The sequence below is a fragment of the Kosakonia oryzae genome (genome assembly GCF_001658025.2).
GTDB lineage: Bacteria > Pseudomonadota > Gammaproteobacteria > Enterobacterales > Enterobacteriaceae > Kosakonia > Kosakonia oryzae.
On sequence record NZ_CP014007.2, the window covers coordinates 3,880,231 to 3,905,702 of the forward strand.

The 25,472-nt window shown below is 59.6% G+C and carries 22 protein-coding genes; 8 read left to right on the forward strand and 14 right to left on the reverse strand.

All coding sequences use genetic code 11. The features are described 5' to 3' along the window. Positions 1 to 2: 2 nt before the first annotated feature. Positions 3 to 998 (reverse strand): ABC transporter permease, encoded by a 996-nt coding sequence (locus tag AWR26_RS18480; RefSeq protein ID WP_043954365.1) that lies wholly within the window; start codon positions 996 to 998, stop codon positions 3 to 5. Beyond that, complete coding sequence (locus tag AWR26_RS18485) at positions 995 to 2,497, reverse strand: sugar ABC transporter ATP-binding protein (protein WP_064567964.1); 1,503 nt, start codon at positions 2,495 to 2,497, stop codon at positions 995 to 997. Before AWR26_RS18485 ends, AWR26_RS18480 begins: the two co-directional genes overlap by 4 nt. A 162-nt stretch (positions 2,498 to 2,659) precedes the next feature. On the opposite strand from AWR26_RS18485, the gene AWR26_RS18490 reads away from it, so the two are divergent. The 3 genes from AWR26_RS18490 to AWR26_RS18500 all read left to right on the forward strand — a co-directional run bounded on the left by AWR26_RS18490 (position 2,660) and on the right by AWR26_RS18500 (position 5,535). Beyond that, positions 2,660 to 3,748, forward strand: coding sequence for an oxidoreductase (locus AWR26_RS18490; protein ID WP_064567965.1), 1,089 nt, complete (start codon positions 2,660 to 2,662; stop codon positions 3,746 to 3,748). A 151-nt stretch (positions 3,749 to 3,899) separates the two neighbouring features. Continuing rightward, entirely contained in the window at positions 3,900 to 5,150 is a 1,251-nt protein-coding gene (locus AWR26_RS18495) for a PAAR domain-containing protein (protein WP_156525216.1), read from the forward strand. Next, complete coding sequence (locus AWR26_RS18500) at positions 5,143 to 5,535, forward strand: DUF943 family protein (RefSeq protein WP_064567967.1); 393 nt, start codon at positions 5,143 to 5,145, stop codon at positions 5,533 to 5,535. The genes AWR26_RS18495 and AWR26_RS18500 overlap by 8 nt, the downstream gene beginning before the upstream one ends. Positions 5,536 to 5,637: 102 nt before the next feature. Here AWR26_RS18500 and AWR26_RS18505 read toward each other — a convergent pair whose 3' ends face one another. Further along, a complete protein-coding gene (locus tag AWR26_RS18505) occupies positions 5,638 to 6,225 on the reverse strand; it encodes a TetR/AcrR family transcriptional regulator (RefSeq protein WP_064567970.1) in 588 nt (195 codons plus the stop codon). 111 nt (positions 6,226 to 6,336) lie between these two features. Here AWR26_RS18505 and AWR26_RS18510 point away from each other — a divergent pair, with 111 nt between their 5' ends. Beyond that, positions 6,337 to 7,080: an SDR family oxidoreductase gene (locus AWR26_RS18510; protein ID WP_064567972.1), complete on the forward strand. Its 744-nt coding sequence runs from the start codon at positions 6,337 to 6,339 to the stop codon at positions 7,078 to 7,080. A 19-nt stretch (positions 7,081 to 7,099) separates the two neighbouring features. On the opposite strand, the gene AWR26_RS18515 is transcribed toward AWR26_RS18510, so the two are convergent. The 7 genes from AWR26_RS18515 to entC all read right to left on the reverse strand — a co-directional run bounded on the left by AWR26_RS18515 (position 7,100) and on the right by entC (position 14,432). Then, positions 7,100 to 7,297, reverse strand: coding sequence for a YbdD/YjiX family protein (locus AWR26_RS18515; protein WP_000460621.1), 198 nt, complete (start codon positions 7,295 to 7,297; stop codon positions 7,100 to 7,102). 47 nt (positions 7,298 to 7,344) lie between these two features. Next, positions 7,345 to 9,450 carry a pyruvate/proton symporter CstA gene (cstA, locus tag AWR26_RS18520; RefSeq protein ID WP_064567973.1) on the reverse strand — a complete coding sequence of 702 codons (2,106 nt, stop codon included), beginning with the start codon at positions 9,448 to 9,450 and terminating at the stop codon, positions 7,345 to 7,347. A 167-nt stretch (positions 9,451 to 9,617) separates the two neighbouring features. Continuing rightward, entirely contained in the window at positions 9,618 to 10,031 is a 414-nt protein-coding gene (gene entH, locus AWR26_RS18525; protein WP_035886032.1) for a proofreading thioesterase EntH, read from the reverse strand. Continuing rightward, positions 10,032 to 10,787 carry a 2,3-dihydro-2,3-dihydroxybenzoate dehydrogenase EntA gene (gene entA, locus AWR26_RS18530; protein WP_064567974.1) on the reverse strand — a complete coding sequence of 252 codons (756 nt, stop codon included), beginning with the start codon at positions 10,785 to 10,787 and terminating at the stop codon, positions 10,032 to 10,034. Then, the gene (locus AWR26_RS18535) at positions 10,787 to 11,638 is read right to left on the reverse strand and encodes an isochorismatase (protein WP_064567976.1); all 852 of its coding nucleotides are present in this window, start codon (positions 11,636 to 11,638) and stop codon (positions 10,787 to 10,789) included. The genes entA and AWR26_RS18535 overlap by 1 nt, the downstream gene beginning before the upstream one ends. A 10-nt stretch (positions 11,639 to 11,648) precedes the next feature. Further along, positions 11,649 to 13,247, reverse strand: coding sequence for a (2,3-dihydroxybenzoyl)adenylate synthase EntE (gene entE / locus AWR26_RS18540; RefSeq protein WP_064567978.1), 1,599 nt, complete (start codon positions 13,245 to 13,247; stop codon positions 11,649 to 11,651). Positions 13,248 to 13,256: 9 nt separating this feature from the next. After that, on the reverse strand, positions 13,257 to 14,432 hold the full coding sequence (gene entC, locus AWR26_RS18545; RefSeq protein ID WP_064567980.1) for an isochorismate synthase EntC: 1,176 nt from the start codon (positions 14,430 to 14,432) through the stop codon (positions 13,257 to 13,259). A 223-nt stretch (positions 14,433 to 14,655) separates the two neighbouring features. On the opposite strand from entC, the gene fepB reads away from it, so the two are divergent. Next, a complete protein-coding gene (gene fepB / locus AWR26_RS18550; RefSeq protein WP_139227865.1) occupies positions 14,656 to 15,579 on the forward strand; it encodes a Fe2+-enterobactin ABC transporter substrate-binding protein in 924 nt (307 codons plus the stop codon). Positions 15,580 to 15,678: 99 nt separating this feature from the next. On the opposite strand, the gene entS is transcribed toward fepB, so the two are convergent. Continuing rightward, a complete protein-coding gene (gene entS / locus AWR26_RS18555) occupies positions 15,679 to 16,914 on the reverse strand; it encodes an enterobactin transporter EntS (RefSeq protein WP_064567984.1) in 1,236 nt (411 codons plus the stop codon). Positions 16,915 to 17,026: 112 nt separating this feature from the next. Between entS and fepD the strand changes: the two genes are divergently transcribed. The 3 genes from fepD to fepC are packed head-to-tail and all read left to right on the forward strand — an operon-like array spanning position 17,027 to position 19,832. Further along, positions 17,027 to 18,031, forward strand: coding sequence for a Fe(3+)-siderophore ABC transporter permease (fepD, locus tag AWR26_RS18560; protein WP_064567986.1), 1,005 nt, complete (start codon positions 17,027 to 17,029; stop codon positions 18,029 to 18,031). After that, on the forward strand, positions 18,028 to 19,020 hold the full coding sequence (gene fepG / locus AWR26_RS18565; protein ID WP_064567988.1) for an iron-enterobactin ABC transporter permease: 993 nt from the start codon (positions 18,028 to 18,030) through the stop codon (positions 19,018 to 19,020). The genes fepD and fepG overlap by 4 nt, the downstream gene beginning before the upstream one ends. Then, positions 19,017 to 19,832 carry an iron-enterobactin ABC transporter ATP-binding protein gene (gene fepC, locus AWR26_RS18570; protein ID WP_064567990.1) on the forward strand — a complete coding sequence of 272 codons (816 nt, stop codon included), beginning with the start codon at positions 19,017 to 19,019 and terminating at the stop codon, positions 19,830 to 19,832. Before fepG ends, fepC begins: the two co-directional genes overlap by 4 nt. A gap of 271 nt (positions 19,833 to 20,103) precedes the next feature. On the opposite strand, the gene entF is transcribed toward fepC, so the two are convergent. Genes entF through fes form a run of 3 tightly spaced genes read right to left on the reverse strand, consistent with a single transcriptional unit; the run spans position 20,104 to position 25,442 of the window. Continuing rightward, on the reverse strand, positions 20,104 to 23,991 hold the full coding sequence (gene entF / locus AWR26_RS18575) for an enterobactin non-ribosomal peptide synthetase EntF (protein ID WP_064567992.1): 3,888 nt from the start codon (positions 23,989 to 23,991) through the stop codon (positions 20,104 to 20,106). Next, complete coding sequence (locus AWR26_RS18580) at positions 23,988 to 24,206, reverse strand: MbtH family protein (RefSeq protein WP_064567994.1); 219 nt, start codon at positions 24,204 to 24,206, stop codon at positions 23,988 to 23,990. Before AWR26_RS18580 ends, entF begins: the two co-directional genes overlap by 4 nt. Before the next feature lie 27 nt (positions 24,207 to 24,233). After that, positions 24,234 to 25,442 carry an enterochelin esterase gene (gene fes, locus AWR26_RS18585; protein ID WP_064569059.1) on the reverse strand — a complete coding sequence of 403 codons (1,209 nt, stop codon included), beginning with the start codon at positions 25,440 to 25,442 and terminating at the stop codon, positions 24,234 to 24,236. Positions 25,443 to 25,472 lie beyond the last annotated feature (30 nt).

Consider the following 25,472-nt stretch of genomic DNA (forward strand, 5'->3'; position numbering starts at 1 on the left):
AATTAACGACGCTGGAAGTAAGTCAACGCAAGAGCACCGGCCAGCACCAGCCCCTTAATAATGTCCATCGCATAGTAGGGCACCGACAGCATCACCAGCCCGTTTTGCAGCACGCCAAGGATCACCGCGCCCACCAGCGTGCCGAGTGCATTCGGTTTGCCGGAACCGGCGAGCGAAAAGCCGATCCACGCCGCTGCCACGGCATCCATCAAATAACCGCCGCCCGCGTTCACCTGCGAAGAGCCAATGCGCGAGGCGAGCAGAATGCCGCCAAGGCCCGCCAGCAGCGAGGCAATAACGTACGCCGCCACTTTATAGCGCGTAGTGCGAATACCCGACAGGCGCGCTGCTTCCGGGTTGCCGCCAATGGCGTACATCCGGCGGCCGTGCGTGGTGAGCGACAGGCCGAGCTGCGCCACTACCGTCACCACCAGCATAATGATCACGATCGTCGGCACCTGGCCGAGCAGACTAAACGCGGCCGGAATCGTCCCTTCCGCCATATCGCCGCTCGGCAGCACCATATTTTCCGTGATCGAGCCGCCGTAGCTGTACGTCATCGCCACACCCTGAATAACAAACAGGCTGCCAAGCGTCGCCAGCATGTCGGGAATACGCAGCACCACAATCAAAAAAGCATTGAACAGGCCGACCAGCGTACAGAGCGCCAGGGTAATAACGATGGCCTCCGTCGTACCGAAGCCGTGCCAGACAAACAGCGAAATCACCAGCGCATTCGCCAGCGAAGCCGTTGACCCCACGGAGAGATCAAAGCCGCCGATTGTCAGCGAAATCGAGACGCCTACGCCAATCACCGTCACAATGGCGATTGAGCGTAAGATATTGATAATGTTGAATGGGTCGAGGAAGTTGTCCGACGCGAGACCAAAAATCGCGATCAACAAGACCACGGTGAGCAACATGCCCCATTTATACAGAAAATCAAAAAATTGCTGGCGGGGCGTTACCGCCGCATTGACTGACAGGGCCTTACTCACAGCGCCGCTCCTCCGGTGGAATAATAAAGTAATGTCTCTTCACGGGCCTCCTTACCCGCCACTTCAGCTACAATGCGCCCGTCCCACAGCACACAAATCCGATCGCACAGCCCAACCAGCTCAGCGAATTCACCCGACGCATAAATTACGCCTTTCCCTTCTCGCGCCAGCCCGTCAATTAACTGGAACAGGTCGGTCTTCGCTTTCACATCCACGCCTTTGGTCGGCTCGTCGAAAATCACCACGTTTGCGTTGCCGCGCAACCACTTCCCAATGGCCACTTTTTGCTGATTACCGCCGGAGAGACGGCGCAGCGTCTGCGCCGGGCCGGTAGTGCGAATGCCGATACGGGCAATCACCTCTTCCGCCCAGCGCCAGGCCAGGCGATGACCAAACAGTCCCCAGCGTGAAAAGCTGTTATCCGCGCTGATGGCGAGGTTCATGCTGATCGGCTCATCAACAAAAATGCCCTCTTTGCGCCGCTCTTCCGGCACCAGCGCCAGTCCACGTATCACCGAATCGGCTGGATCGCGCGGCCGCCACGGCTGGTTATTCAGCTCGCCACGATTGATGCGGCTTTTGCTTGCGCCAAACAGCGCTTTGCACAGTTCAGTTTTCCCCGCGCCCGCCAGCCCGGCGATGCCCAGGATTTCGCCTTTGCGCAGGCGCAGCGAAATATCTTTCAGCAACCCTTCGTCGTGCAGACCGTCAATACTCAGCAGCACCTCATCGCTGTGTGGCGGGCGCGCAGGCGGGTAGATATCGCTTAATTCGTGGCCGAGCATCTTCTCGACGATCTCTTCGCCGCTCAGCTCCGCCATCGGCCCGGATTCAATCAGCTTGCCGTCGCGCAGCACTGTTAAGGTGTCGCAAATCGCTTTCAGCTCGTGAATGCGGTGCGAGATAAACACCACGCCAATGCCCTGCTGTTGCAGGCGTTTCACCACGGTGAACAAGCGCTCACTTTCATGCTGATCGAGCGGTGCGGTGGGCTCATCAAGAATCAAAAAACGGCAGTGGTGCGACAGCGCCCGCGCCAGCAGAATTTGCTGCTTCTCCGCCAGCGTGCAGCTATCAATTGAACGCTTTACATCAAGCTGAACGTCAAGCTGCGCCAGCGCATCACGCGCCTGCTGGCGGATCTCGTTCCAGCGGAAGCGGTGCCCGGTTTCTGCCAGCGTATCGAGCATGATGTTTTCGGCGATGCTCAAACCGGGGATCAGCGCAACATCCACTTCCTGCTGCACCAGATGAATACCGAGTTGTTTGGCGTCACGCGGAGTGCGAATGGATACCACCTGATTGTTGATGCTGATTTCACCTTCGTAGTGATCGTGCGTGCCGCACAGCACCGCCATCAGCGTCGATTTCCCCGCGCCATTTGCCCCGGTTAAAGCATGCACCGAGCCGCCGTGCAGGCTGAAGTCCACTTGCGACAGCGCCCTGAAGCCGCCAAAGGCCAGGCTAATGGTGCGCATTTCGAGGTGGTTACGGCTCATGGTGCGTGAATTCCTGCAATTAATAGGTTGATTTAACGAATTTTTCACAGCCTCGCTTGACTGGCAACGACGGAAAATGCATAAGATAAAGCAAAATATTATTAGCCATCCGGATGTCCAGACATAACATCGGGTTAGCAAACACGCACAAGGACACTACACATGAGCAACACTGAGATTCGCGTCGTACCCGGCCCCGCCAATTATTATTCCCATGCCGGAAGCCTTGCGCGTTTGCACGACTTCTACAGCGCAGAGCAGCTCTCACGCGCGGTGTGGATCTACGGCGAACGCGCTTTTGCCGGGGCCAAAGCCTTTCTGCCGCAAGGGTTCAACGCGCCGGGCGCAAAGCACATTCTGTTTCAGGGCCATTGCAGCGAACGCGACGTGGCCGAACTGGTGCAACAATCCGGCGATGACCGGGCGGTAGTGATTGGCGTTGGCGGCGGAGCACTGCTGGATACCGCCAAAGCGGTGGCACGCCGTCTTGGTTTGCCGGTAGTGGCGATCCCGACCATTGCAGCAACCTGTGCGGCCTGGACGCCGCTGTCGGTGTGGTACAACGATGCCGGGCAGGCGCTGCATTTTGAGATTTTCGATGACGCCAACTTCCTCGTGCTGGTCGAACCGCAAATCATCCTTAATGCCCCGGCGGAGTACCTGCTGGCGGGCATCGGCGATACGCTGGCGAAGTGGTATGAAGCCGTGGTGCTGGCACCGCAGCCGGAAAACCTGCCGCTGACGGTACGGCTGGGGATTAACGGTGCACTGGCTATCCGCGATGTGCTGCTGGAAAGCAGTGAACAGGCGCTGGCCGATCAACAGCGCGGCGCAGTGACGCAGGCGTTTCGTGACGTGGTGGACGCAATCATTGCTGGCGGCGGTATGGTTGGCGGGCTGGGCGAGCGCTATACCCGCGTGGCGGCTGCACATGCCGTGCATAATGGCCTGACGGTACTGCCGCAAACGGATAAATTCCTGCACGGCACTAAAGTCGCTTACGGCATTCTGGTGCAGAGCGCCCTGCTCGGCCAGGACGATGTGCTGGCGCAACTGATCGATGCGTATCAGCGTTTCAACCTGCCCACCACGCTGGCGGCGCTGGAGGTGGATATCAACAATCACGCCGAGCTGGAGAAAGTGATTGCTCACACCCTGCGTCCGGTGGAATCCATCCACTACCTGCCGATAAACCTCTCCGCCGACACGCTGCGAGCGGCGTTTGAAAAAGTCGAAGCGCTGTCGCGCTAAGGCCAGGCCCGGCAGCATTTGCTGGCCGGGCATGAAATCCTGCCAACGCTTTATTACCCCGGTCAGCACCGCTATCTGATAAATCGATCATTATTTCTGCGTTTCGCATTGTATTATCCCTGCCGTTAACCCATACAAAACAGGAGGTTTTATGTGGCGGGATGTTATTGATGGCATGGGCCAGGGTCATCACGGAGATAAAACAACGACAGGGGCAACCTGTTACAGCAGCCTTCAGGGCACTTTCTGGTATGGCGCGCCTGCCCCCCTGAGAAAGGGCGATCGAACCAGCGTTTGCCCGGCCTGCGGGAAAAACGGCTTAATTGGCGAAGGTTCGATGAGGCGTCAGTTTGCCACCGTTCCGGTAGCCCTTGATGGCGCAATCATTCTCTGTGGCTGCCCCTACGGTACAAACAGGCTGATCGCACCGCTTGCAACCTGGTTCGGGCCGGAAAAACAGCCGCCCTACATCCCACTCGCTGACAGCATGCCAACCGCAGAACCGGAGCAATTTGCCCAGAGCGCGAAAAGCGCCCGGCCAGAACCGCTCCCCTTGCCTGCGCTGATTTATCAGACCAGCCGGCAAATGGATGACGATCAGGCAAGCGATATGCGCCACGGCGACCTGGACATCGTGACGCTGCGCAATCGCTTTCACATTGATGTGGATAACGTTTCCATGAGGGTGAATCCTTACACGCTAAAACAGAAAGATCCGCATGACCCGCTGGCCTTCGCTTCACCCTACGTTCATCCGGATTTTCAGCCTAAACCGATGCCCTCCGTCAGCCGGGATGAGAGCGCCCGAATACTGTTTGATGAGTTCCGCGAACTGGCGAAGCTGTTCTCTTTTCACGGCGAGTATCAGCACCTTATTACGGAGATGATCGCGCATATGCAGCAGAACAGCGGCAAGCCCTGGCGCAGCCCGTTGCTGGATAAAGCGCTGAAGGAGCAGATTGAGGGGGATCGTTCAGAAAACAGTAGTCTTCTGACTATAAAGGATATTTTAAATAAAGGGATTGATTATGATTATTCAATTTACCCTTTAAAAGATAAAGGAAAGTTCAATAAAGATATCAATGAGAAAACAATTTTACCCAAATTTAATCGCCTGAAAGACAGGTTCAACGGTTTGGTTATCTCGGTGCACGATACCTGGGCGACGCACATTACGCTCGAATCCCTGGAGATTGAGGGAGACCTCTGGCGGGCAAATATCCATTACCGCGTTCAGGATCACTTTGGCCTTGATGATGCAGATGTCCTGAATCCCCTCTATCGAGAATTCCGTATCTTCCCCCTATGGTTCGTGCTTCAGCGCTGGAACGAGTACGGCTTCAGGCCATTTATTACCGAGATGAACGCTACCGTGACAATCTCCGGGAGGCGCAATGGTTAAGCGATTGATTGCCGCTATTCTTGCGGCTGCGGGCTGTGTTTATGCGCTTTGGTACTCTCTTACTCCCGTAGAAATCGTGGCGGTGCATAACGGCAATACGCTGCTGGTCCGGCATTTTCCGTTGCTGAAAAGTCGCCAGATAGCCTGGTGGGAAGCGAATAAAGGGATGATTCAGGCCAGATACGGTATTCCGCATAAGGATGAAAATGGTTTCTATGACGTCTACATTCAGGGATTTGGCGATGGATATCGTATCGATCATGGAACTGACGAGGACTCAGATCTTTTGTGCTTCGACGACATAGCTGACGCGGCGCGGTGTATTGAGAAAGATCCACTGCTGAACGTTGGCAGCGCAAGGAACGTGTCACTTTATTATGATTAATAAACAAGCCCTGTAGCGGGTTGCCTTATAGGCGGCAGTCATCACAGCTACTGCCGCCCTTTTTAACTACACATGAACAATCGAATACCTCGGTCTGCTAATTCATGCAGGCCACAGCCCCATCGCCATTCGCGCGATGCCGAGCAGCGTTTCGCGGCTGGCGCCGTCCCGCGCCTGAATCGACATCCCCTGCTGAATGCTGACATACAAACGCGTTAGCGCGTCGATATCGGTTGATGGCGGTAATTCGCCGCACTGCTGTGCTTCACTCAGGCGTGCTTTCAGCAGTTCATAGCCGCTGTTACGCAACTGCTGAACCCGCGCGCCGAGCCGTTCGTGACCTTCGCTGGCGACGGCCGACAGCGTCACCATACAGCCATGCGGCAAATCACTGCGGGTTAAGGTTTCCGCTGAACGCTCCAGCCACTGCGCAATCGCCTTTTTCGGTGACGGCTCGCTCTCCATGCCGCCCCAGATATGCGGGGCCACGCACTCTTCGTAGTGCTGTAATACCTCGTCGTAGAGATCCTCTTTGCTGCCGAACGCAGCGTACAGGCTGGGGGATTTAATCCCCATCGTCGCATAGAGATCATTCATCGACGTCGCGGTATAACCCTTCTGCCAGAAGAGCTTCATCGCTTTGTTCAGCGCATCCGTGCGATCAAATTCCCGGGGTCTTCCACGGCTCACTTCGGCATCCTCACATTTTGTGCTGATCGGTATATTAATAATATTGACGAATATATGGAAGCGTGATTATTTTAATTATGTATCAATCGACACATAATTCAGGAGCCACTCATGTCACACTCACTTGCAGGTAAACGCGCACTGGTCACCGGTGCGAGCCGCGGTTTGGGGAAAGCCATTGCCTTAACGCTGGCGCGCGCCGGGGCGGATGTCGCCATCACCTGGGAGAAATCTGCGGAGAAAGCCGAAGCGGTTGCTGCAGAAATCCGCGCCCTCGGGCGTAACGGCGTTGCTATTCAGGCCGACAGCGCCAGGCCGGAAGCGGCTCGCGCGGCGGTTGCGCAGACAGTAGAACAACTGGGCGGGCTGGATATTCTGGTCAATAACGCCGGGATTGCGCGCGGCGGTTTGCTGGAAACGATGTCGCAGGAAGATATCGATGCGCTGATCAACGTGAATATTCGCGGTGTGGTCTATACGACACAGGCGGCCATCGCCCATCTGCCGAAAGGCGGGCGCATTATCAATATCGGCAGCAACCTTTCTGACCGTGTACCGCTGGGTGAAATTGCGATTTACTCGATGACCAAATCGGCGCTGAACTCGTTAACGCGCGGGCTGGCGCGGGATCTGGGGCCGCGCGGCATTACTGTCAATATGGTGAAACCCGGTTCGACGGAAAGTGATATGAATCCGGTGGACGGTGAAACCTCCGATGCGCAGCGCCGCTTGATCGCGCTGGGCCACTACGGTGAAGCGCAGGATATCGCCGAGGCGGTCGCCTTCCTGGCCAGCCCGGCGGCGAAGCAGATCACCGGGGCCGATATCGTGGTGGATGGCGGCGCCAACGCGTAACGCCAGCAGAGGCGGCGCGTCAGCAGCAGCGCGCGCCGCCTTTACCGCCGTAGCGCGCATCCTGGCGTTCGCGGAAAAACTCCTCGTAGGTCATCGGCGTCTGATCCGGATGCGTAACGCGCATATGCTCAACGTAGTTGTCATAATCCGGCACGCCAATCATCATCTTCGCCGCCTGGCCCAGATATTTTCCGGCTTTCGAGAGCGTATCAAACATCTTTTCCCCCTGAGAAAACCCTCTCCCGCAAGGGAGAGGGGGAACCATTAATGGGCGCTTTTTGCCTGGCCGACAATCTGCTCAAGATTCTCCGGCATCGGCTCGTACGGCGTCTCTTTCGCCGTCGGTTCACTCACCTTCAGCGCCGCCAGCGCGGTTTTCAGCGAGTAAAACGCCAGCACCACCACAACCACCATAAAGAAGATGGTCAATCCGGCATCAAGACGGTTGTTAAATACCAGTTGCGCCAGTTGTGACTGGGTATACTGCGCCGGAATGTTGCCGCTGTCGATCATCGCCTGGAACTTGTTGGCGATCGCCAGGAAGCCGACTTTGCCATCCGGGCTGAAGGCTTTTTGCCAGCCAGCGGTCAGCGTACACACCAGCAGCCAGGCGGTCGGCACTAATGCCACCCACGCATAACGCTGGCGTTTCATTTTAAACAGCACCACCGCGCAGAGCATCAGCGCCATACCTGCCAGCATCTGGTTGGCGATACCAAACAGCGGCCACAAAGTGTTGATGCCGCCGAGCGGATCAACCACGCCCTGATGCAGGAAGTATCCCCACGCCAGTACGCACAGCGCCGTCGCTAGCAGGTTAGCAGGCAGCGATTCGGTCCGTTTCATATTTGGCGAGATAACACCCAGCAGGTCCTGCAACATAAAACGCGCCGCGCGCGTACCGGCATCAACCGCCGTCAGAATAAACAGCGCTTCAAACAGAATGGCGAAGTGATACCAGAAGGCAACGTCCATCATGCCGCCGAGCGCGCCGTGCAGGATGTACGCCATCCCCACCGCCAACGTCGGCGCACCGCCCGCCCTTGAGATGATCGACTGTTCGCCCACTTCGCTGGCAATCTGCGTCAGCGCATCCGGCGTAATGGTAAAGCCCCAGCTACTGACCACCTGCGCTGCCGAGGCAACAACATCCGCCGTACCTGCGGGCGCCAGTACTGCCATCGGGCTGTTCATCGCGAAGTAAACGCCCGGATCGATAATGCACGCCGAGACCAGCGCCATGATCGCCACAAACGACTCCATCAACATACCGCCGTAACCGATAAAGCAGGCCTGCCCTTCGCTGGCGAGCATCTTCGGCGTGGTGCCGGAAGAGATCAGCGCATGGAAGCCGGAGACCGCGCCGCAGGCGATGGTGATAAACAGGAACGGGAACAGGTTGCCGGTCCACACCGGGCCAGTGCCGTCAACAAATTTGGTCAGCGCTGGCATGGTCAGCGTCGGGCGCATAATCAAAATGCCAATCGCCAGGCCAATAATGGTGCCGATTTTCAGGAAGGTGGAGAGATAATCACGCGGCGCCAGCAGCAGCCACACCGGCAGCACCGAGGCGACAAAACCATAGCCCACCAGCATCCACGTCAGTTGCACGCCGGTGAAATCGAAGAACGGTGCCCAGGTCGGGCTGGCGGCAACCCAGCCGCCGGAAATAATGGCAAACACCAGCAGCACAAGGCCGATCACCGAGACTTCACCGATGCGCCCGGGGCGCAGATAGCGAATATAAATGCCCATAAAAATGGCCAGCGGAATGGTAAACGCTACGGTGTACGTGCCCCATGGGCTGTGGGTCAGCGCTTTGACGACAATCATCGCCAGTACCGCGAGGATGATCACCATGATCATAAAGGTCGCCACCAGCGCAATCACGCCGACGGTCGATCCCATCTCTTCTTTCACCATCTCACCGAGCGAACGGCCGTCGCGGCGGGTCGAGATAAACAGCACCATAAAGTCCTGCACCGCCCCGGCCAGCACCACGCCTGCGAGGATCCAGATCATGCCCGGCAGATACCCCATCTGCGCCGCCAGTACCGGCCCCACCAGCGGGCCAGCCCCGGCAATAGCCGCAAAATGGTGACCGAACAGCACTTTTTTATCCGTCGGCACATAGTCGAGGCCATCGTTGTGCCGTACCGCCGGGGTCATGCGCGTCGGATCAACCTGCAGCACATTTTTGGCGATATAGAGGCCATAAAACCGGTAAGCAATAAGGTAAATGCAGACGGCAGCAACCACGATCCACAGCGCGTTAATCTGTTCGCCGCGATTGAGCGCGATATAGCCGAGGGCAAAGGCTCCGACAAGGGAGAGAATTGCCCAGATAAGGTATTTCCCTGGGTTGTTCATAGCGGTTGTCCGTGTGAGAAACAGAGAGATGTTACATTTTGTATCTATATCAACACACAGTTTTTAACAACTTCGAAACATGGGAAATTTGCCCTGCAACCAGGTATTTACATGATTGTGTTAACGGGATCGCAAGAATGCCCTCTCCACGCAGGGAGAGGGAGAAATTAGCCAAGCACGGCGGTGCTCAGTCGACAGGTACAGCAGCGGCGTCCTTGTTCATCGAACACCACAATTTCCCAGCTCTGGTTTTGCCGCCCAAGATGCAGCGGCTGGCAGACGCCGCGCACCTTTCCCTGGGCAACCGGGCGATGATGCGTGGCGTTTAACTCGGTGCCGACCACGCACTGGCCGTCACGCGTCATCATATAGCCCGCCATTGAACCGAGCGTTTCCGCCAGCGCCGCCGACGCGCCGCCGTGCAGCAGGCCAAATGGCTGATGGGTACGGGCATCGACCGGCATTTCGGCCTCGATAAAATCGTCGCCGATGCGGGTATAGAGAATGGCCAGATGCGCCACCAGCGTGTTTTCACTGCTGGCATTCAGTTCCTCAAGCGTTAAGTGACGTTTCCAGATCATCTACGCCCCCAGCGTTGAGCCGCCATCCACCACGATATCCTGCAGGGTGATATGGCTGGCCAGATCGGACGCCAGAAACAGCACGGTGTTCGCCACTTCCTGCGGCCGGGCGATTTTGCCCAGCGGAATGCCGAGCTTGAACTGCTCGCCAAAGCCGCGAATGCGCTGCTGTTCAGCATCATCGCTCACCCACAGCATGCGCTGCATATCGGTGTCCGTCGAACCCGGTGAAACAACATTACAGCGCACGCGGCTTGCTGCCAGCTCAAGGCCGACGGTCAGCGTCAGGCTTTTCAGTGCCGCTTTCGACGCGCCATAAGCGCTCATACCGATGCGTGGCGTATGCGCCGCATCGGACGCCACTGTGACGATCGCCCCGCCCTGCTGACGGCGAAACTGCGCCATCGTCTGCTGGAACAGGTTAAACGCGCCGCCAACATTCACAGCAAAGGTGCGCTGCCAGGCTTCTGCGCTCAGCGCATCGGTCGCGCCCATATGCAAAATCCCGGCAGCGTTAACCAGCACGTCCAGCCGTTCGTTCTGCGCCAGCAGCCGTTTGCAGACGGCCTGCGCCTGCGCGGCATCGGCAATATCCACCGTTTCACAGGAGAAGGGATAATCGCGGCCGGGAAAGGCTAAATCGAAGCCGGTAACCTGCGCGCCCGCGTCAACAAAGGCCAGCGCGGTAGCATAACCGATGCCCTTCCCAGCACCGGTCACCCACACGGTTTTGCCGGTAAAATCCAGGCTGGCCATTATTTCACCTCGCGCGAGAGCAGCGCCCACCACGCATCGATGGTCGGATTTTTCGCCAGCATGACAAAATCGATATCGCCGTGGACTTTGCGCCAGCGGGCGGCCAGCGCCATCATGCGCACGGAATCCAGGCCGTAGTCGATCAGGTTCTCGTCATCCAGCGGCTCGTCGGATTCATCGAGCAGCGGCAGAACCACCGCGCGCAGCGCCGCTTTGCTGCCCGGCACCGGCAGCAGTTCCTGGGTGAGCACCACGCGGCCGGAACGCCCGGCGACATATTTCAGCGACATCAAATGTTCTTCACGGCTGAAATCCGCCAGCGCATCAGCCACCATAAACGGTTTGATATCGCGCATAAACGCATCCGTGGCGGTGGTCATGCAGCCAATGTGTGAATAGACGCCGGTGATGAGCAACTGATTGCGCCCGGTCTCTTTCAGCATCTGCTCCAGCGGCGAGCGATGAAACGCGCTGTAGCGCCACTTCACCAGCACTGTATCGGCTTCATCGGGGGCCAGTTCGGCGACGATCTTCTGCTGCTCCGGTGAACGGGTCAGCCCCGGCCCCCACATATCATTCAGTAACGCGCGGTCTTCATCGCTCTGCGCTTTCGGCTGCGCGGTGTAGTAAACCGGGATGTGGTGCTGTTTGCAAAACGCACGCAGAGCAGCGATATTCGCCACCACTTGCTGCATCATCGGGCAGTTATCGCCCCAGAAACTGACAAAATAGTCCTGCATATCATGAATCAGCAGCGCAGCGCGCTCTGGCTCAAACGGCCAGTTGACTTTGTTCTGTGGAATATCCGCCGCCGCAGGCAGTGCGTAACCCTGTAATTTTGGAATCGCCATCTTCTCTCCTTTACGCGGTGGCGCGCTCGGCCAGCCACTGACGTAACTGTTTCTTATCAACCTTGCCGACCGGCGTCAGCGGCAATGCCTCCAGGCACTCCACGCGATCCGGCAGCTTAAATTCCGCGACGCCCTGCTCACGCAGAAAACGACGCACCGCAACGGCACGCAGTGGTTCTTTCACCACCAGGTACGCGCAGCTTTTTTCCCCCAGCAGGCTGTCTTCCATGCTTACCAGCGCGGCATGGATCACCGACTCGTGGCGCAGCAGCAGGTTTTCGATCTCCTCGGCAGCGATCTTCTCGCCGCCGCGGTTGATCTGATCTTTTTCCCGCCCCTGCACGGTGATGTAGCCCTGCTCATCAAGCGAAATCAGATCGCCGGAGCAGTAAAAGCCGTTCGCATCGAAGGCGCTGGCGTTGTGCTCAGGGCTATTGAAATAGCCGCGGAAGGTGTACGGCCCGCGCGTCATCAGCCGCCCGACATGGCCTGGCGGCAGCCGATTGCCATGTTCATCCGCCACCCACACTTCATCATCCGGGCACATCGGGCGGCCCTGCGTATTGATGATGCGATCAAAGGGATCGTCCAGCCGGGTGTAGTTCACCAGCCCTTCGGCCATGCCAAACACCTGCTGCAACTGGCAGCCGATCTCCGCCGGAATACGCGCCGCCAGCGTTGCTGACAGCCGCGCACCGCCGACCTGTAACAGTTTGAGCGATGCCAGTTGCGCATTGCTGCCCCACTCGGTAATCGCCTGCAACCACAGGCTCACCGCAGGCGGCACCAGCGCAGTGACAGTAATCTGGTGTTTTTCGATCAGCGGGAAGCAGAGCGTGGCGCTCGGATCGGCGGCCAGCACCACGCAACCTTGCGCAAGGAAGACGCCCAGCGCACCGGGAGAACTCATCGGGTAGTTGTGCGCTGCGGGCAGTGCGCACAGGTAGCGGGTTTGCGCGGTGAAACCGCAAATCTCGTTGCTGCGCGCAATGCTGTAGTAATAATCGTTGTGGGTGCGTGGAATAAGCTTCGGCGTGCCGGTACTGCCGCCGGAAAGCTGGAAAAATGCCACTTCATCGGCCGGTGTCGGCGTGGCGACGAAGTTATCCGCCGGGCGGGCAATCGCTGCCTCCAGCGCGTGCTCGCCCTGTTCGCCGCGCAGCAGCACCACGCGAACAGAATCCAGCGTGGAAATAAACGTGTCGTCGGCAAACAGCGCATGATCGCGATCGGCAATCAACAGCGCCGGTTTGATCTGTGCGGCATAAGCCGTCAGTTCGCTGCGCTGATGGCTGAACAGCGCATTCACCGGCGCAACACCGAGTTTCAGCAGGGCAAACAGCGTGATGTAGAACTCCGCCACATTGCCCAGTTGCACCAGCGCGGTCTGGCCGCGCGCGATCCCCTGCGCCTGTAAGCTGCACGCCAGGTTATCAGAAGCCTGATGCAACTGGCGGTAGCTCAACGAACGCTCGCCATCAATGACTGCGGTGGCATCGCTGTGCGCATGGCGGGTCAAAATGTCTGTAAGCGGCAGATCCTGCCAGTACCCTTTTTCGCGGTAACGGCGGGCGAATTCTTCCGGCCAGCGGGTAAAAGGAATGCTCATGTTCGCTCCTCAGTGCAGACCAAATGCGTTCAGCATGGTGGTCAGTTTCACCCCGGTTTCGCGCCACTCCGCCAGCGGCGAGGAAGCAGGTACGATACCGGCCCCGGCAAACAGCCGGACGTGGTTTTCATGAATGCGGGCGCAGCGGATGGTGACGACCCACTCACCATTTCCTTCGTCATCGCACCAGCCGACAATGCCGCCGAACAGTTCACGGTTGAACGGTTCCAGCTCGGCAATCAGCTTTTTCGCCACCTGATGCGGGAAACCGCTCAGCGCCGGCGTCGGGTGCAGCAGGCAGGCGAGCGTCAGGGCGTTTTCTCCCGCCAGCGCCGTACCTTCAATTGGCGTCGCCAGGTGCCATAACGTCGGCGTGGTCACCAGTTGCGGCGAATCCGGCAAAGTCAGCGAGCGGCTGCGCGGTTGCAGCACTTTTTTCATCGCCTGCGTCACCAACTCGTGCTCATGACGATCTTTTTCCGACGCCAGCAACTTGTTGCCCGCTTCGCGATCCAGCATGTCATCCGGCTGGCGACGGGCGGAACCGGCCAGCGGCAGCGAACTGAAGTGGTCGCCCTCTTTGCGCAGCAGCAGTTCCGGGCTGGCGCCCAGCAGCGCGCCGCCATCCGGCAATGGAACGTGGAAGTTGAAACTGGCCGGGTTCTGGGCAATCAGCCGCTCCAGCAACACGCCGCTGTCGATGCGGCTGTCGGTGGCAATCTCAATCAGACGCGAGAGCACCACTTTGTCCACTTCCGGCGTGGCCGTTTTCTGTGCCGCACGCGCCACCATCTGCATGAAGGTTTCCTGCTCCGGGATTTCGCGTTGCGCGATAACATTCGGCATATTGCTGGCGTTGAAATAGCGGGCAGAACGCTGGCGTGCCGGGCGGGAGAAGGTTTGCCACGATGCCGGAATAAACAGCGCTGAAGGTTGCGTGGTATCGAACGGGATCGCGCCGACCATCACCGGCCGGGCCACGCCCTGCGCTTTCGCATCGGCAAAGGCCTGCGCCAGTTTGGTCTGGAAGGCGCTCTCTGGAGAATCACCGCCGACGGCGGGTTCAGAGAAACGGGCAACGCACCCGGAGGTCATAAAACTGCGGTACGGCGACATAAACAAAAACTGATCCGCGGCCAGTGTCTTTGCCGACTGCTGGATATCCTCAGCCAGGGACATATCCATATCATCCTCCAACAATGATAAGTGAGATTAATAATGATTATCATTTGTGTTTTGTTGCAGTAAGATAAAAAGTTATTACCCGCGCTGTCAACAGCAGATTCCTCTTCTGCGCCGCTAATGCTTGCATCCCCCTCATGCAATGATGAAAATGAGAAGCATTAACCTCAACAAAAACAGGACGCAATCCGTGAGATTTTCTTTTTTGTTCCGTAAGCCCTTAGTGATGCTGGGCATTTTTGTTTTAGGACTAACCTCAGCGACCGCCGCCGGCTGGCCTCGCCAGGTCACCGACAGTCGCGGTACGCATCAGCTCGACAGCAAGCCGCTGCGCATTGTGTCAACCAGCGTCACCCTTACCGGATCGCTGCTGGCGATTGACGCACCGGTGATTGCCAGCGGTGCGACCACGCCGAATAACCGTTTTGCCGACGCGCAGGGCTTTCTGCGCCAGTGGGGCGACGTGGCGAAACAACGCAACGTCGCTCGTCTTTACATTGGTGAAGCGAATGCCGAGGCCGTTGCCGCGCAGATGCCGGATTTGATCCTCATCAGCGCCACCGGCGGCGATTCCGCCCTTGCGCTGTACGACCAGCTTTCCACCATCGCGCCGACGCTGGTCATCAATTACGACGATAAAAGCTGGCAGGCGCTGCTCACCCAACTAGGGGAAATTACCGGCCAGGAAAAACAGGCCGCTGCGCGCATCAGCGAATTCAACCAGCAACTGGCCGACGTCAAAGCGCGGATGAAACTGCCACCGCAGCCGGTTACTGCGCTGGTTTATACCCCCGCCGCGCACAGCGCCAACCTGTGGACCCGCGACTCCGCACAGGGCCAGTTGCTGCAGCAACTGGGCTTCGCCCTTGCGCCGCTACCGGCCAATCTGCAAACCAGCCAGAGCCAGGGTAAACGCCACGACATCGTGCAACTGGGCGGCGAAAACCTTGCCGCCGGGCTGAACGGTGAAGCGCTGTTTCTGTTCGCCAGCGATCAAAAAGATGCCGATGCGCTGAGCGCGAATCCGCTGCTGGCGCATCTGCCTGCGGTGCAGAACAAACGCGTTTACGCCCTCGGCGCAGAAACCTTCCGCCTGGACTACTACAGCGCCACCCGTGTATTGCAGCGTTTGTCGGCGCTGTTTGGTTAATCTGTTTGCCGGATGGCGGCTGCGCCTTATCCGGCCTACATAAAGCGGTACAGCAGACGTAAGCAGGATAAGCGCCAGCGCCATCCTGCATTCCGTTTCCTACGCGGCAGGCTGCGTCTGACGAAAACGGCGCAGCTCGCCGAGCGCCACCACCAGCACTAAACCGATCGCCGCCAGTACCAGCCCGCTGATGCTCGCCGATGAGGCGGGCGTCATCATCGATCCCATCGCCCCCAGCAGCGCCGCGCCAATCGCATCGCCCGTCACGTTCTGCGCGGTCCACAAGCCGTTGATGCGCCCGAGCATCGCTTCCGGGGTCTGGGTTTGCAGCAGGGTGTACTGCAACAGCGAACTCACGGCGGTCAGCCAGCCGCATAACGCCAGCAACAGCACACCGAACGCCCACACCGGCATCAGGCTGAACAGCCCTATCGCAATAAAAGCGCCGACGCTGGTCATCAACATAATCACGCCCGGCCTTTCGCTGTGCGCCAGTTTGCCGCTGGTTAACGCCCCGATTGCTGCGCCAAGCGGCAGCGCGGCATACAGCAGACCGATTTCTGCCGCTGACATGTTCCAGCTCATCGCCAGCGCCGGATAAAGCACGCGCACCGCGCTGGCCATGGTTAACAGCCCGCCGAGCAACGCGATACTGCCAATCAACGGGTTACGAAATAAAAATTGCAGCGCCGTCAGCAGCGATTTCAGCGGATGTTCGCGCGGCTGCGGCGGAGGCGGCAACGCGGGCAGGCTGAGTAACGGCAACAGAGTGATAAACGTCCCCGCCGCCGCCAGACCGTAGTTCCACACCACGCCGCCCGAAGCCAGCAGCAGACCGCCGCACATCGGTGATATCACCGACCCCAGACGCACCGTCAGCATGGTGATCGCCCCCGCCTGCAGCAGATTTTCCCGCCCGACCAGCGCAGGCGTTGCCGCCAGCAGCGCCGTCACGCCGAGCGCGCCGAAAAAGCCGTCCCACAAACCCAGCAGATAGATCGCCGCCAGCGAAGGATCCGCCAGTTGCGCGTTCAGAAACAGGCCGATAAACCCAACGCCGCAGGTGGAACGCGCCAGTAAAATCAGTTTCTTACGTTCATAGCGATCCGCCAGCACGCCGCCAAACATCAGGCCAATAAACATGGCCGAACCGGTCAGCGTGACCGATAACCCCACCTGCCAGCTGGAGTGGGTCATTTCCTGAATCTGCACCGGCACCGCTACGCCAAGCAGGCCCAGCGATAAAATCGAGATAAAACGCGCCAGAAATACCGCGCGAAAAGCCGGATGCGTGCGCAGCAGGCCAAGGTTCAACAGCCAGGATTGTTGTTTCATCACAGCGCCTTAAATACGTACTTTTTATGTCCATATGTCGGCTTCGCATGTTAACATATCAAAACAAGATCGATAACGATAATTACTATCATTATCAAATTCGGGACGTATTATGTCGTGTTCTGCTTTTCCGGCGCGCCCCTTTGCTCTCGCCGGACTATTGATACTGCTTATTGTCGCCGCCACACTCAGCCTGTTTATTGGCGCGAAACCGATGCCCGCCGCCGTGGTGATCGACGCGCTCTCCGGCGTCTGCCAGAGCGCGGACTGCGCCATCATCCGCGATGCGCGCCTGCCGCGCACGCTGGCGGGTCTGCTGGCCGGCGGCGCGCTGGGGCTTGCTGGTGCGCTAATGCAAACCCTCACCCGTAATCCGCTGGCCGATCCCGGCCTGCTTGGCGTGAATTCCGGCGCCAGTTTCGCCATTGTGCTCGGCGCGGCGCTGCTCGGTATTTCGTCTCCGGTGGAACAATTGCTGCTGGCGTTTTGCGGCGCACTGGCCGCGTCGCTGCTGGTGGCTTTTACCGGCAGCCAGGGCGGTGGGCAGCTCAGTCCGGTGCGTCTGACGCTGGCGGGAGTGGCGCTTGGCGCGGTACTGGAAGGGTTCTCCAGCGGGATTGCGCTGCTGAATGCCGATGTCTACGACCAGTTGCGATTCTGGCAGGCCGGATCGCTGGATATCCGCACCCTGCAAACGTTGAAAATTGTGATCATTCCGGTGCTGCTGGCGGCGGCGATCACGCTAATGCTGAGCCGCTCGCTCAACAGTTTGAGCCTCGGCAGCGATACCGCCACGGCGCTTGGCAGCAAGGTGGCGCGCACGCAATTACTCGGACTAGTGACCATCACCGTGCTGTGCGGCAGTGCGACGGCAGTAGTCGGCCCGATTGCTTTTATCGGCCTGATGATGCCGCATATGGCGCGCTGGCTGGTGGGCGCGGATCATCGCTGGTCGCTGCCGGTCACACTGCTTGCGACGCCTGCGTTGTTGCTGTTCGCCGATATTATTGGCCGCCTGATTGTGCCCGGTGAGCTGCGCGTATCGGTGTTCAGCGCCTTTCTCGGTGCGCCGGTGCTGATTGTACTGGTGCGCCGCGCGCGCGGAGGTGGCCTGTGATTTCGCCGTCCCGTCGTTTAGTCGCCAGTTGCCTGCTGATGGTGTTTTGTACCGTTCTGATGGCGGTCTGGAGCCTGCGCAGCGGCGCAGTGACGCTGGAATTAACCCAGGTGATGAATGCATTAACCGGCGATGCGCCGCGCGCGATGCAACGGGTGGTGATGGAGTGGCGTTTACCGCGCGTGCTGATGGCGCTGCTGGTCGGTGCCGCGCTCGGCGTCAGCGGCGCGATTTTTCAATCACTGATGCGCAACCCGTTAGGCAGCCCGGATGTGATGGGCTTTAACACCGGCGCGTGGAGCGGCGTGCTGGTGGCGATGGTGCTGTTTGGTCAGCATTTAACGGCCATTGCGCTGGCAGCACTGGCGGGCGGTATGCTCACCTCGCTGGTGGTCTGGCTGCTGGCCTGGCGCAATGGCATTGAAACCTTCCGCCTGATTATTGTCGGCATTGGCGTGCGGGCGATGCTGGTGGCGTTCAATACCTGGCTGCTGCTGCAGGCGTCGCTGGAAACCGCCGTCACCGCCGGGCTATGGAATGCTGGCTCGTTGAACGGCCTGACCTGGGCGAAGACGCTACCTTCCGCGCCAATCATTATGCTGATGTTCGTGTGCGCCGCCCTGCTCGCTCGCCGGATGCGGCTGCTGGAGATGGGTGATGACAGCGCCTGCGCGCTTGGTGTCAGTGTCGAGCGTTCACGCTTGCTGTTAATGCTGGTGGCGGTGGCGCTGACAGCGGCGGCTACCGCGCTGGCGGGGCCGATTTCATTTATCGCTCTGGTAGCGCCACACATCGCCCGGCGCATTAGCGCCACCGCCCGTTGGGGCTTAATGCAGTCGGCCCTGTGCGGCGCGTTGCTGTTATTGCTGGCGGATTTTGTCGCCCAGCAAGGGTTTACGCCTTATCAGTTGCCGGTGGGTGTGGTCACCGTCAGCCTTGGCGGTATCTACCTTATCGCCTTGTTAATTCAGGAGTCCCGCAAGAAATGACCGATTTATCTTCCCGTTTGCGCGGCACAGATTTAACGCTGGGTTATGGCAAAAAAATCATTGCTGAGCAGCTAAGCGTTGCCATTCCCGACGGCCATTTCACCGCCATTATCGGCCCCAACGGCTGCGGTAAATCAACGCTGCTGCGCACGCTGAGCCGCCTGATGACGCCCGCCCAAGGGCATGTTTATCTTGATGGCGAGCAGATCCAGCGCTTCGCCAGCAAAGAAGTGGCGCGGCGCGTCGGGCTGCTGGCGCAAAACGCCACCACGCCGGGCGATATCACCGTACAGGAGCTGGTGGCGCGCGGGCGCTACCCGCATCAGCCGCTGTTCACCCGCTGGCGTAAAGAGGATGAAGAAGCGGTAATGCGGGCGATGAAGGCCACCGGCGTGGATTCGCTGGCCAACCAGAGTGTCGATACGCTCTCCGGCGGCCAGCGGCAGCGGGCGTGGATTGCGATGGTGCTGGCGCAGGAGACGGCCATCATGCTGCTCGATGAACCCACCACCTGGCTCGATATCAGCTACCAGATCGATCTGCTGGAGTTGTTAAGCGCACTGAACCGCGAGCAGGGCTATACGCTGGCAGCGGTACTGCATGATTTGAATCAGGCTTGCCGCTACGCCACGCATCTGATTGCGCTGCGCGATGGCAAAATTGTCGCGCAGGGCGCGCCCAAAGAGATCGTTACCGCCGAATTGATAGAAGCGGTCTACGGTCTGCGCTGCATGATCATTGACGATCCGGTAGCGCATACGCCGCTGGTAGTGCCGCTGGGGCGCAGCGGAATAGAGTCCCGACAGACTTAGCGCAATCGGGCAAGCGGTGCCACATAATCTCAGCCCAGGGAAACCGGGCTTCTACACAGGATATGTCACTGCAGAGGTATTGTTCCGTTCATCTGGCCTGCAAGCGTTTCAGAAACGCGCTAACACGTGAACAGGAAAAGGGAAGCTACCGCGCTCCCCTTTTCCCGTTCACAAGCGACAAAGCGTAAGTGTCTGCTGAACGGAACCATTCCACTCAGGCCAGCAACATCGCACTGCCAGATGACGGCGATGCCTTACCCGGCCTGCACATTCACTCCCCCAGAATCTCCCTTAACACCGGCCCGATACGCTCAAACGCCTGCGGCGAGATAATATCGACATGGGCGCAATCCTGGCGATAGACCGCCAGTTCCCGCACCCACGGTGCCCAGGCCTTGTGCGGATCGGTGCCTGCGGGCAGCGTGCGCTCGGCGACAAACAGCGTCGCCTTACCGTCAAACGGCAGGCTGTGCGCGGTTGTCAGCAAACGCACCGCGTCGGCGTAGTTACCTTCGATAGTCGAAAACAGCTCGCCGGAGCCTTGCCCTTGCTGGGCGGCAAGAAAAGCCTGCCGCTCACGCTCAATTTCTGCCAGCACTTGCGGATCGAGCCCGTTGGCCTCTTTCTCCGCCCAGTTTTGCGTCTCCGGCGGCCAGGTGTCGAGCAGACCAAGGAAGGCTACCTCTTCGCCCCGCTCCCGCAAACGCGCGGCAATGCCCTGCGCCAGTGTGCCGCCAAGTGAGTAACCGAACAGGTGATAAGGCCCGTGCGGCTGCTGCGCCAGCAGCGTGGCAAGATGCTGCTCGCAGGCTTCATCCAGCGTCGCCGCCTGCTGTAGCGGCCCGAAAGGTCGCGGCGACTGAATGCCGGTTATCGACCAGCGCGGCGCGAGATAACGCGCCAGCACGCTGAACTGCCAGGCAAAACCGGAAGCCGGATGGAAGCAGAACAGCGTCGGGCCGTCGCTTTCACGCAGCGGCAGCAGCGTTTCCATACCGAGGCGCTGCGCCTGCTCCGCCGTCAGGCTCTGCGCCAGCAGCGCGGCGAGTTTCTCCACCGTAGATGCAACCATAATCTGCCCCGGCGTCACCGGCCTTTGATGCTCGCGGCTGAGCTGTGCCGCCAGACGCATCGCCAGCAGCGAGTGGCCGCCGAGCGCAAAGAAATCGGCCTGCGCATCCTGCACCTCGCAGCCCAACAGCGCGGCAAACGCCTGTGCCACGCGCGTTTCCATCCCGGCGTTCAGCGGGCGACCACGGCGTACCGCCGTCAGTTCCGGCAACGGTAGCGCTTTGCGATCGAGTTTGCCGTTCGCGCTTAGCGGCAAGGCGCTCAGTTGCAGCAGGCGCACCGGCACCATATGCGGCGGCAGTTGCCCGCGCAGTTGTTCCAGCAACGCGGCGGTATCGAGCGGCAAGCCGGATGCGGAAACCACATAGCCCACCAGTTGTCGTGCATCGCCGCCGCTGGCCGCCGCCAGATTAAAGACGCAGGCATGCGCCACCGCCTGCGCCACATCGGCCAGGGCCAGCATCGCCCGGTCAATTTCGCCCAGCTCAATACGTTGGCCGCGAATTTTCAGTTGATCGTCGCTACGCCCCAGATATTCCACCGCGCCATTTTCCAGCCAGCGCGCCACATCGCCGGTACGGTACATGCGCTCACCGGGGGCGAACGGATCTGCAATAAAGCGGCTGGCAGTGAGATCCGGACGTCCCAGATAACCCTGCGCCAATTGAATACCCGTCAGATAGAGATCGCCCGCCACGCCCGGCGGCACCGGGCGCATCATCGCGTCGAGAATACGCAGCCCGGTATTCCACACCGGGAAGCCAATCGGCACGCTGTTGCCGCGCACCTGCGCCAGCGCTTCGCCGTGCGCCGGATACCAGCTCACGTCCACCGCCGCTTCCGTCGGGCCATACAGGTTATGCAGCGGCGCGCCGGTCAGGTGTTGCCATTCGCGACACAATTCCGCTGGCAGAGCTTCGCCGCTACAGAACACCTGTTTAAGCGTTCGACAGCGCTGCTGCGCACTCTCCGGCGTCAGCGAAGCGACAAAGGCCGCCAGCATCGACGGCACGAAATGGGTCGTGGTCACGCCATATTCGGCAAAGAAAGCCTGTAACGCCTGCGGATCGCGGTGCGCTTCCGGCTCGGCCATCACCAGGCTGGCCCCGGCGATAAACGGCCACCAGAATTCCCACACCGAGACGTCAAAACTGCATGGCGTTTTCTGCGCCACCACATCCTGCGCAGTCAGCGGGTACTGCTCCTGCATCCACAGCAGGCGGTTGACGATGGCGGTCTGGCCGACCATCACCCCTTTCGGTCGCCCGGTGGAGCCGGAGGTAAAAATGATATACGCCGTCTGTTCCGGGCGTGCCAGATTGAGCGCTTCACTGCCCTGCACGGCCAGCGGCTGCTGGTAGCAGAAATGCGCCAGCCCCGGAATATCGCTAAAGCGGGCGAGTTGATCTTCTGCGGTGATCAATAACCTTGGCTGCGCATCTTCCAGCATCATCCGCAGACGCTCGTCCGGGTAGCCGGTATCCAGCGGCAACCAGGCGGCACCCGCTTCGACAATGCCGTGCAGCGCCAGCGTCAGGAAGACCGAGCGCGGCAACGCCACCGCTACGCTGTCGCCAGGCTGCACGCCAAGCTGACGCAGATGCTGCGCCAGCGCGACAACCTGTTCGCGCATTTCGCGGTAGCTGAATTGCCAGCGGGCATCGCGCAATGCAGGGGCGTCCGGGGTTTTCGCTGCCTGCATCGCCACTAAATCGCTTAAAGTGGTGGTCGGCAGCATCATGCCGGTATCGTTAATCTTCGCTAATTGTTGTGCTTCGTGTCGGGCAAGCAGATCGGCATCGCCGCTGCGCAGCGCCGGGTTTTCAGCAAACTGCACCAGCAGTTGTCCCAGCCGCGCCACATGGCCGCGCAGCGTGGCTTCATCGTAACGGCTGCGATTCGCCAGCACTTCAACGGCAAGGCCGCCCTCGTCATCCGGGAACAGCGCAATCTCCAGATCGTTGACCGGCCCGGTCGCCAGCGTGTGCGTGGTGCCATGCATACCATCAACATCCAGCCGGTAGTCAAACATTTTGACATTGAATACCGGGCCAAACAGCGGCTCATCGCCTGCGGCCCGGCCCGCATCACGGACAATCTGTTCGGCATCGTAACGCTGATGGCGGCGCATCGCTTTCAGGCTGCCCGCCAGTTGCGCGGCCAGTTCCGCGAGGGTTTGCGTGCCATCGATATGAATACCTAACGGCAGCACATTCAGCACCGGTCCGCTCGCCGTCAGCGCGGCGGACCCCATGCGACGCATAAAGATAAACCCGGCGGCGTAATCCATGCGTCCGCACAGGCGACCAAGCCACAGCGCTACCAATGCCAGCGCCAGATCGGCAGGCTGGCTGTTCGGCAGCGCACGGGTTAAACGGCGGAAATCATCAGTATTGAGCGCAACGTTCAGGCGCAGAATGTCGGTAGTCGCCGCGCGTCCCGGCAGCGGCATCGAAGAGAGTGAAACCGGCGGCGGCAGTTCGCTGCGCTGTTTCGCCCAGAAAGCCGCATCGCGCTGCCAGCCGTCGCTGTCGCGATAACGCTGATACTCTTCCACCACTTCCGCAAACGGCGTAAAGGGGGATGATGGCGTTTCGTCGCCGCGTCGCCAGACGCTGTAAATGGCGGCAATCTGGCGGGTAATGGCCGGGAAACTGAAACCATCAACCAGTAAATGGTGATAGCGTTGATACCAGTACCAGCGCTGTTCGCCCACGCGCAGGAGTTGATGGCAGACCAGCGGTTTACCGCTCTCGACACGCAGGTTTTGCGCCAGATCGGCGCGCATAATATTCAGCGCGGCGGCATGCGTATCGCTGTGAGTGCGTAAATCGGTAATAGCGGGCAACGCAAACTGTTGCGATTCATCCACCCACTGCCAGACGTCGCCGTTATCTTCCTCAAAGCGCAGACGCAGCGTATCGGCCTGCGCCATACCGGTGACAATCGCCTGCGCCAGCAGCGCGGCATCAATATCACCCTTCAGCTCAACGTAGTGCGCCACGCTCCAGGCGTTGGGCAGCGACGAGAGTTTTTCCGCCATCCAGATGCCTGGCTGGGCGGCGACCAGCGGTAAACGTTGCGTCATTGGCCGCTCCTTGCTGTCACGTAGTGCACCGGGGTTAAGCTCTGCCAGTGAGCGGCAAGCCACCTATTGCAGGCTTCCTGCGGCTGCGGTTCGCACACCACGCGCCAGCCGCCAGGCAACGCGCACTGCGCAGGCCACAAACTGTATTGCTTCTGGTCGTTTTGCAGAATATAAAACCGCCCTTGCGGATTATCGAAGGGGTTGGTGAACTCCATAGCAAACTCCTGTCATAGAAAGGCGCGTCAGCGGGCGCGGGTCAAAGGCTGCCAGAGGGTAATCAGCCCGGAAGTCAGCCCACCGCGCCAGCAAAGCGCATCATGTCCGCCGTCAACCTGACGCCAGAAAACCGGCTGCTGTATGCGTTGTAACAGGGATAAAAGCGCCTGATTGGCGCGAAAAATCAGCGGCTCGCGCACGCCCGCTTCCAGCACAATGCGCAGGCCGGAGGGGTGCAGTTCACCGCGTTGAAGTTGCTGGATAATGATGCCGTCCTGCTCTGCGCCGCGATGCGGCCACCAGTAAGAACCAGACTGGCTCAGCACGCAGCCAAAACGCTGCGGCCAGTGCAGCGCGGCATAAAGTGAAGAGAGACCGCCAAAACTCTGCCCAGCCACCACCGTGTGCTCAGCGCGATCGCTGAACGGTGCCAGCGCCTGCACCTGCGGCAGCAGCTCTTCCTGCACCGCCAGCCAGAAATCGGCATTGCAGGGCAGTTCGCGCGTGCGGTGCGCGTTATCAATCACATCGATCAGCACATAGACCGCCGCCGGTAATTGCCCCTCGTGGGTGAGCGCGGCCAGCGCAGGCCATACCGGCATACTCTGCGCCCAGAATTGCCCGTCGAGCAGCACCGCCAGCGGGCGTTCGGCGGCGTTTTCCTCGCCGGTGGTGTAGATCCACACGCGGCGCGTGTTGTTCAGCCGCTGGCTGCGCCAGTGCAGTAATTGCGGTTCATTGAAGGGCGTATCTAATGCCTGCCAACCCGGCTGTAGCGGCGCATCGGGCATTTCCAGCGCCGAAACCGGATGACCGCGCCCGCCGCGCCAGCTTTGCGGATTAAGCGGGTCGGCAATCGCCTGCGCCAGCAGTTTGCGCCAGCCTTCGCGGAGGGCGGCGCGATCCGGCGGAGTGGCAGCACACACAGCGGGGGAAAAGTCGTCGTGATGTTGTGAAGGTATCAGGCAATAACTGCCCCGCCAGCCTGCTTCAAGGTGAATCTCGCGGTACCAGACATCAGTACCGGCAATGCGCTCAAGCGATTGCGGCCGGGCATTTTGATGATGATCGGTCACGCCGGTGATATAGAGCCAGACCCGTTGAATGGAGGATGTGGTTTCCGTGCCTGCCGGATCCCGCCACCAAAACGTGACGCGGTATCCGCCCGCTTCCTGCACCCATTCCGGCCCCTGTTTTGACTCCCACCAGGCAGCACTTCCCGTTGTTGACGTCACGTCTATTACCCCAATTATGCTGTGGAAATT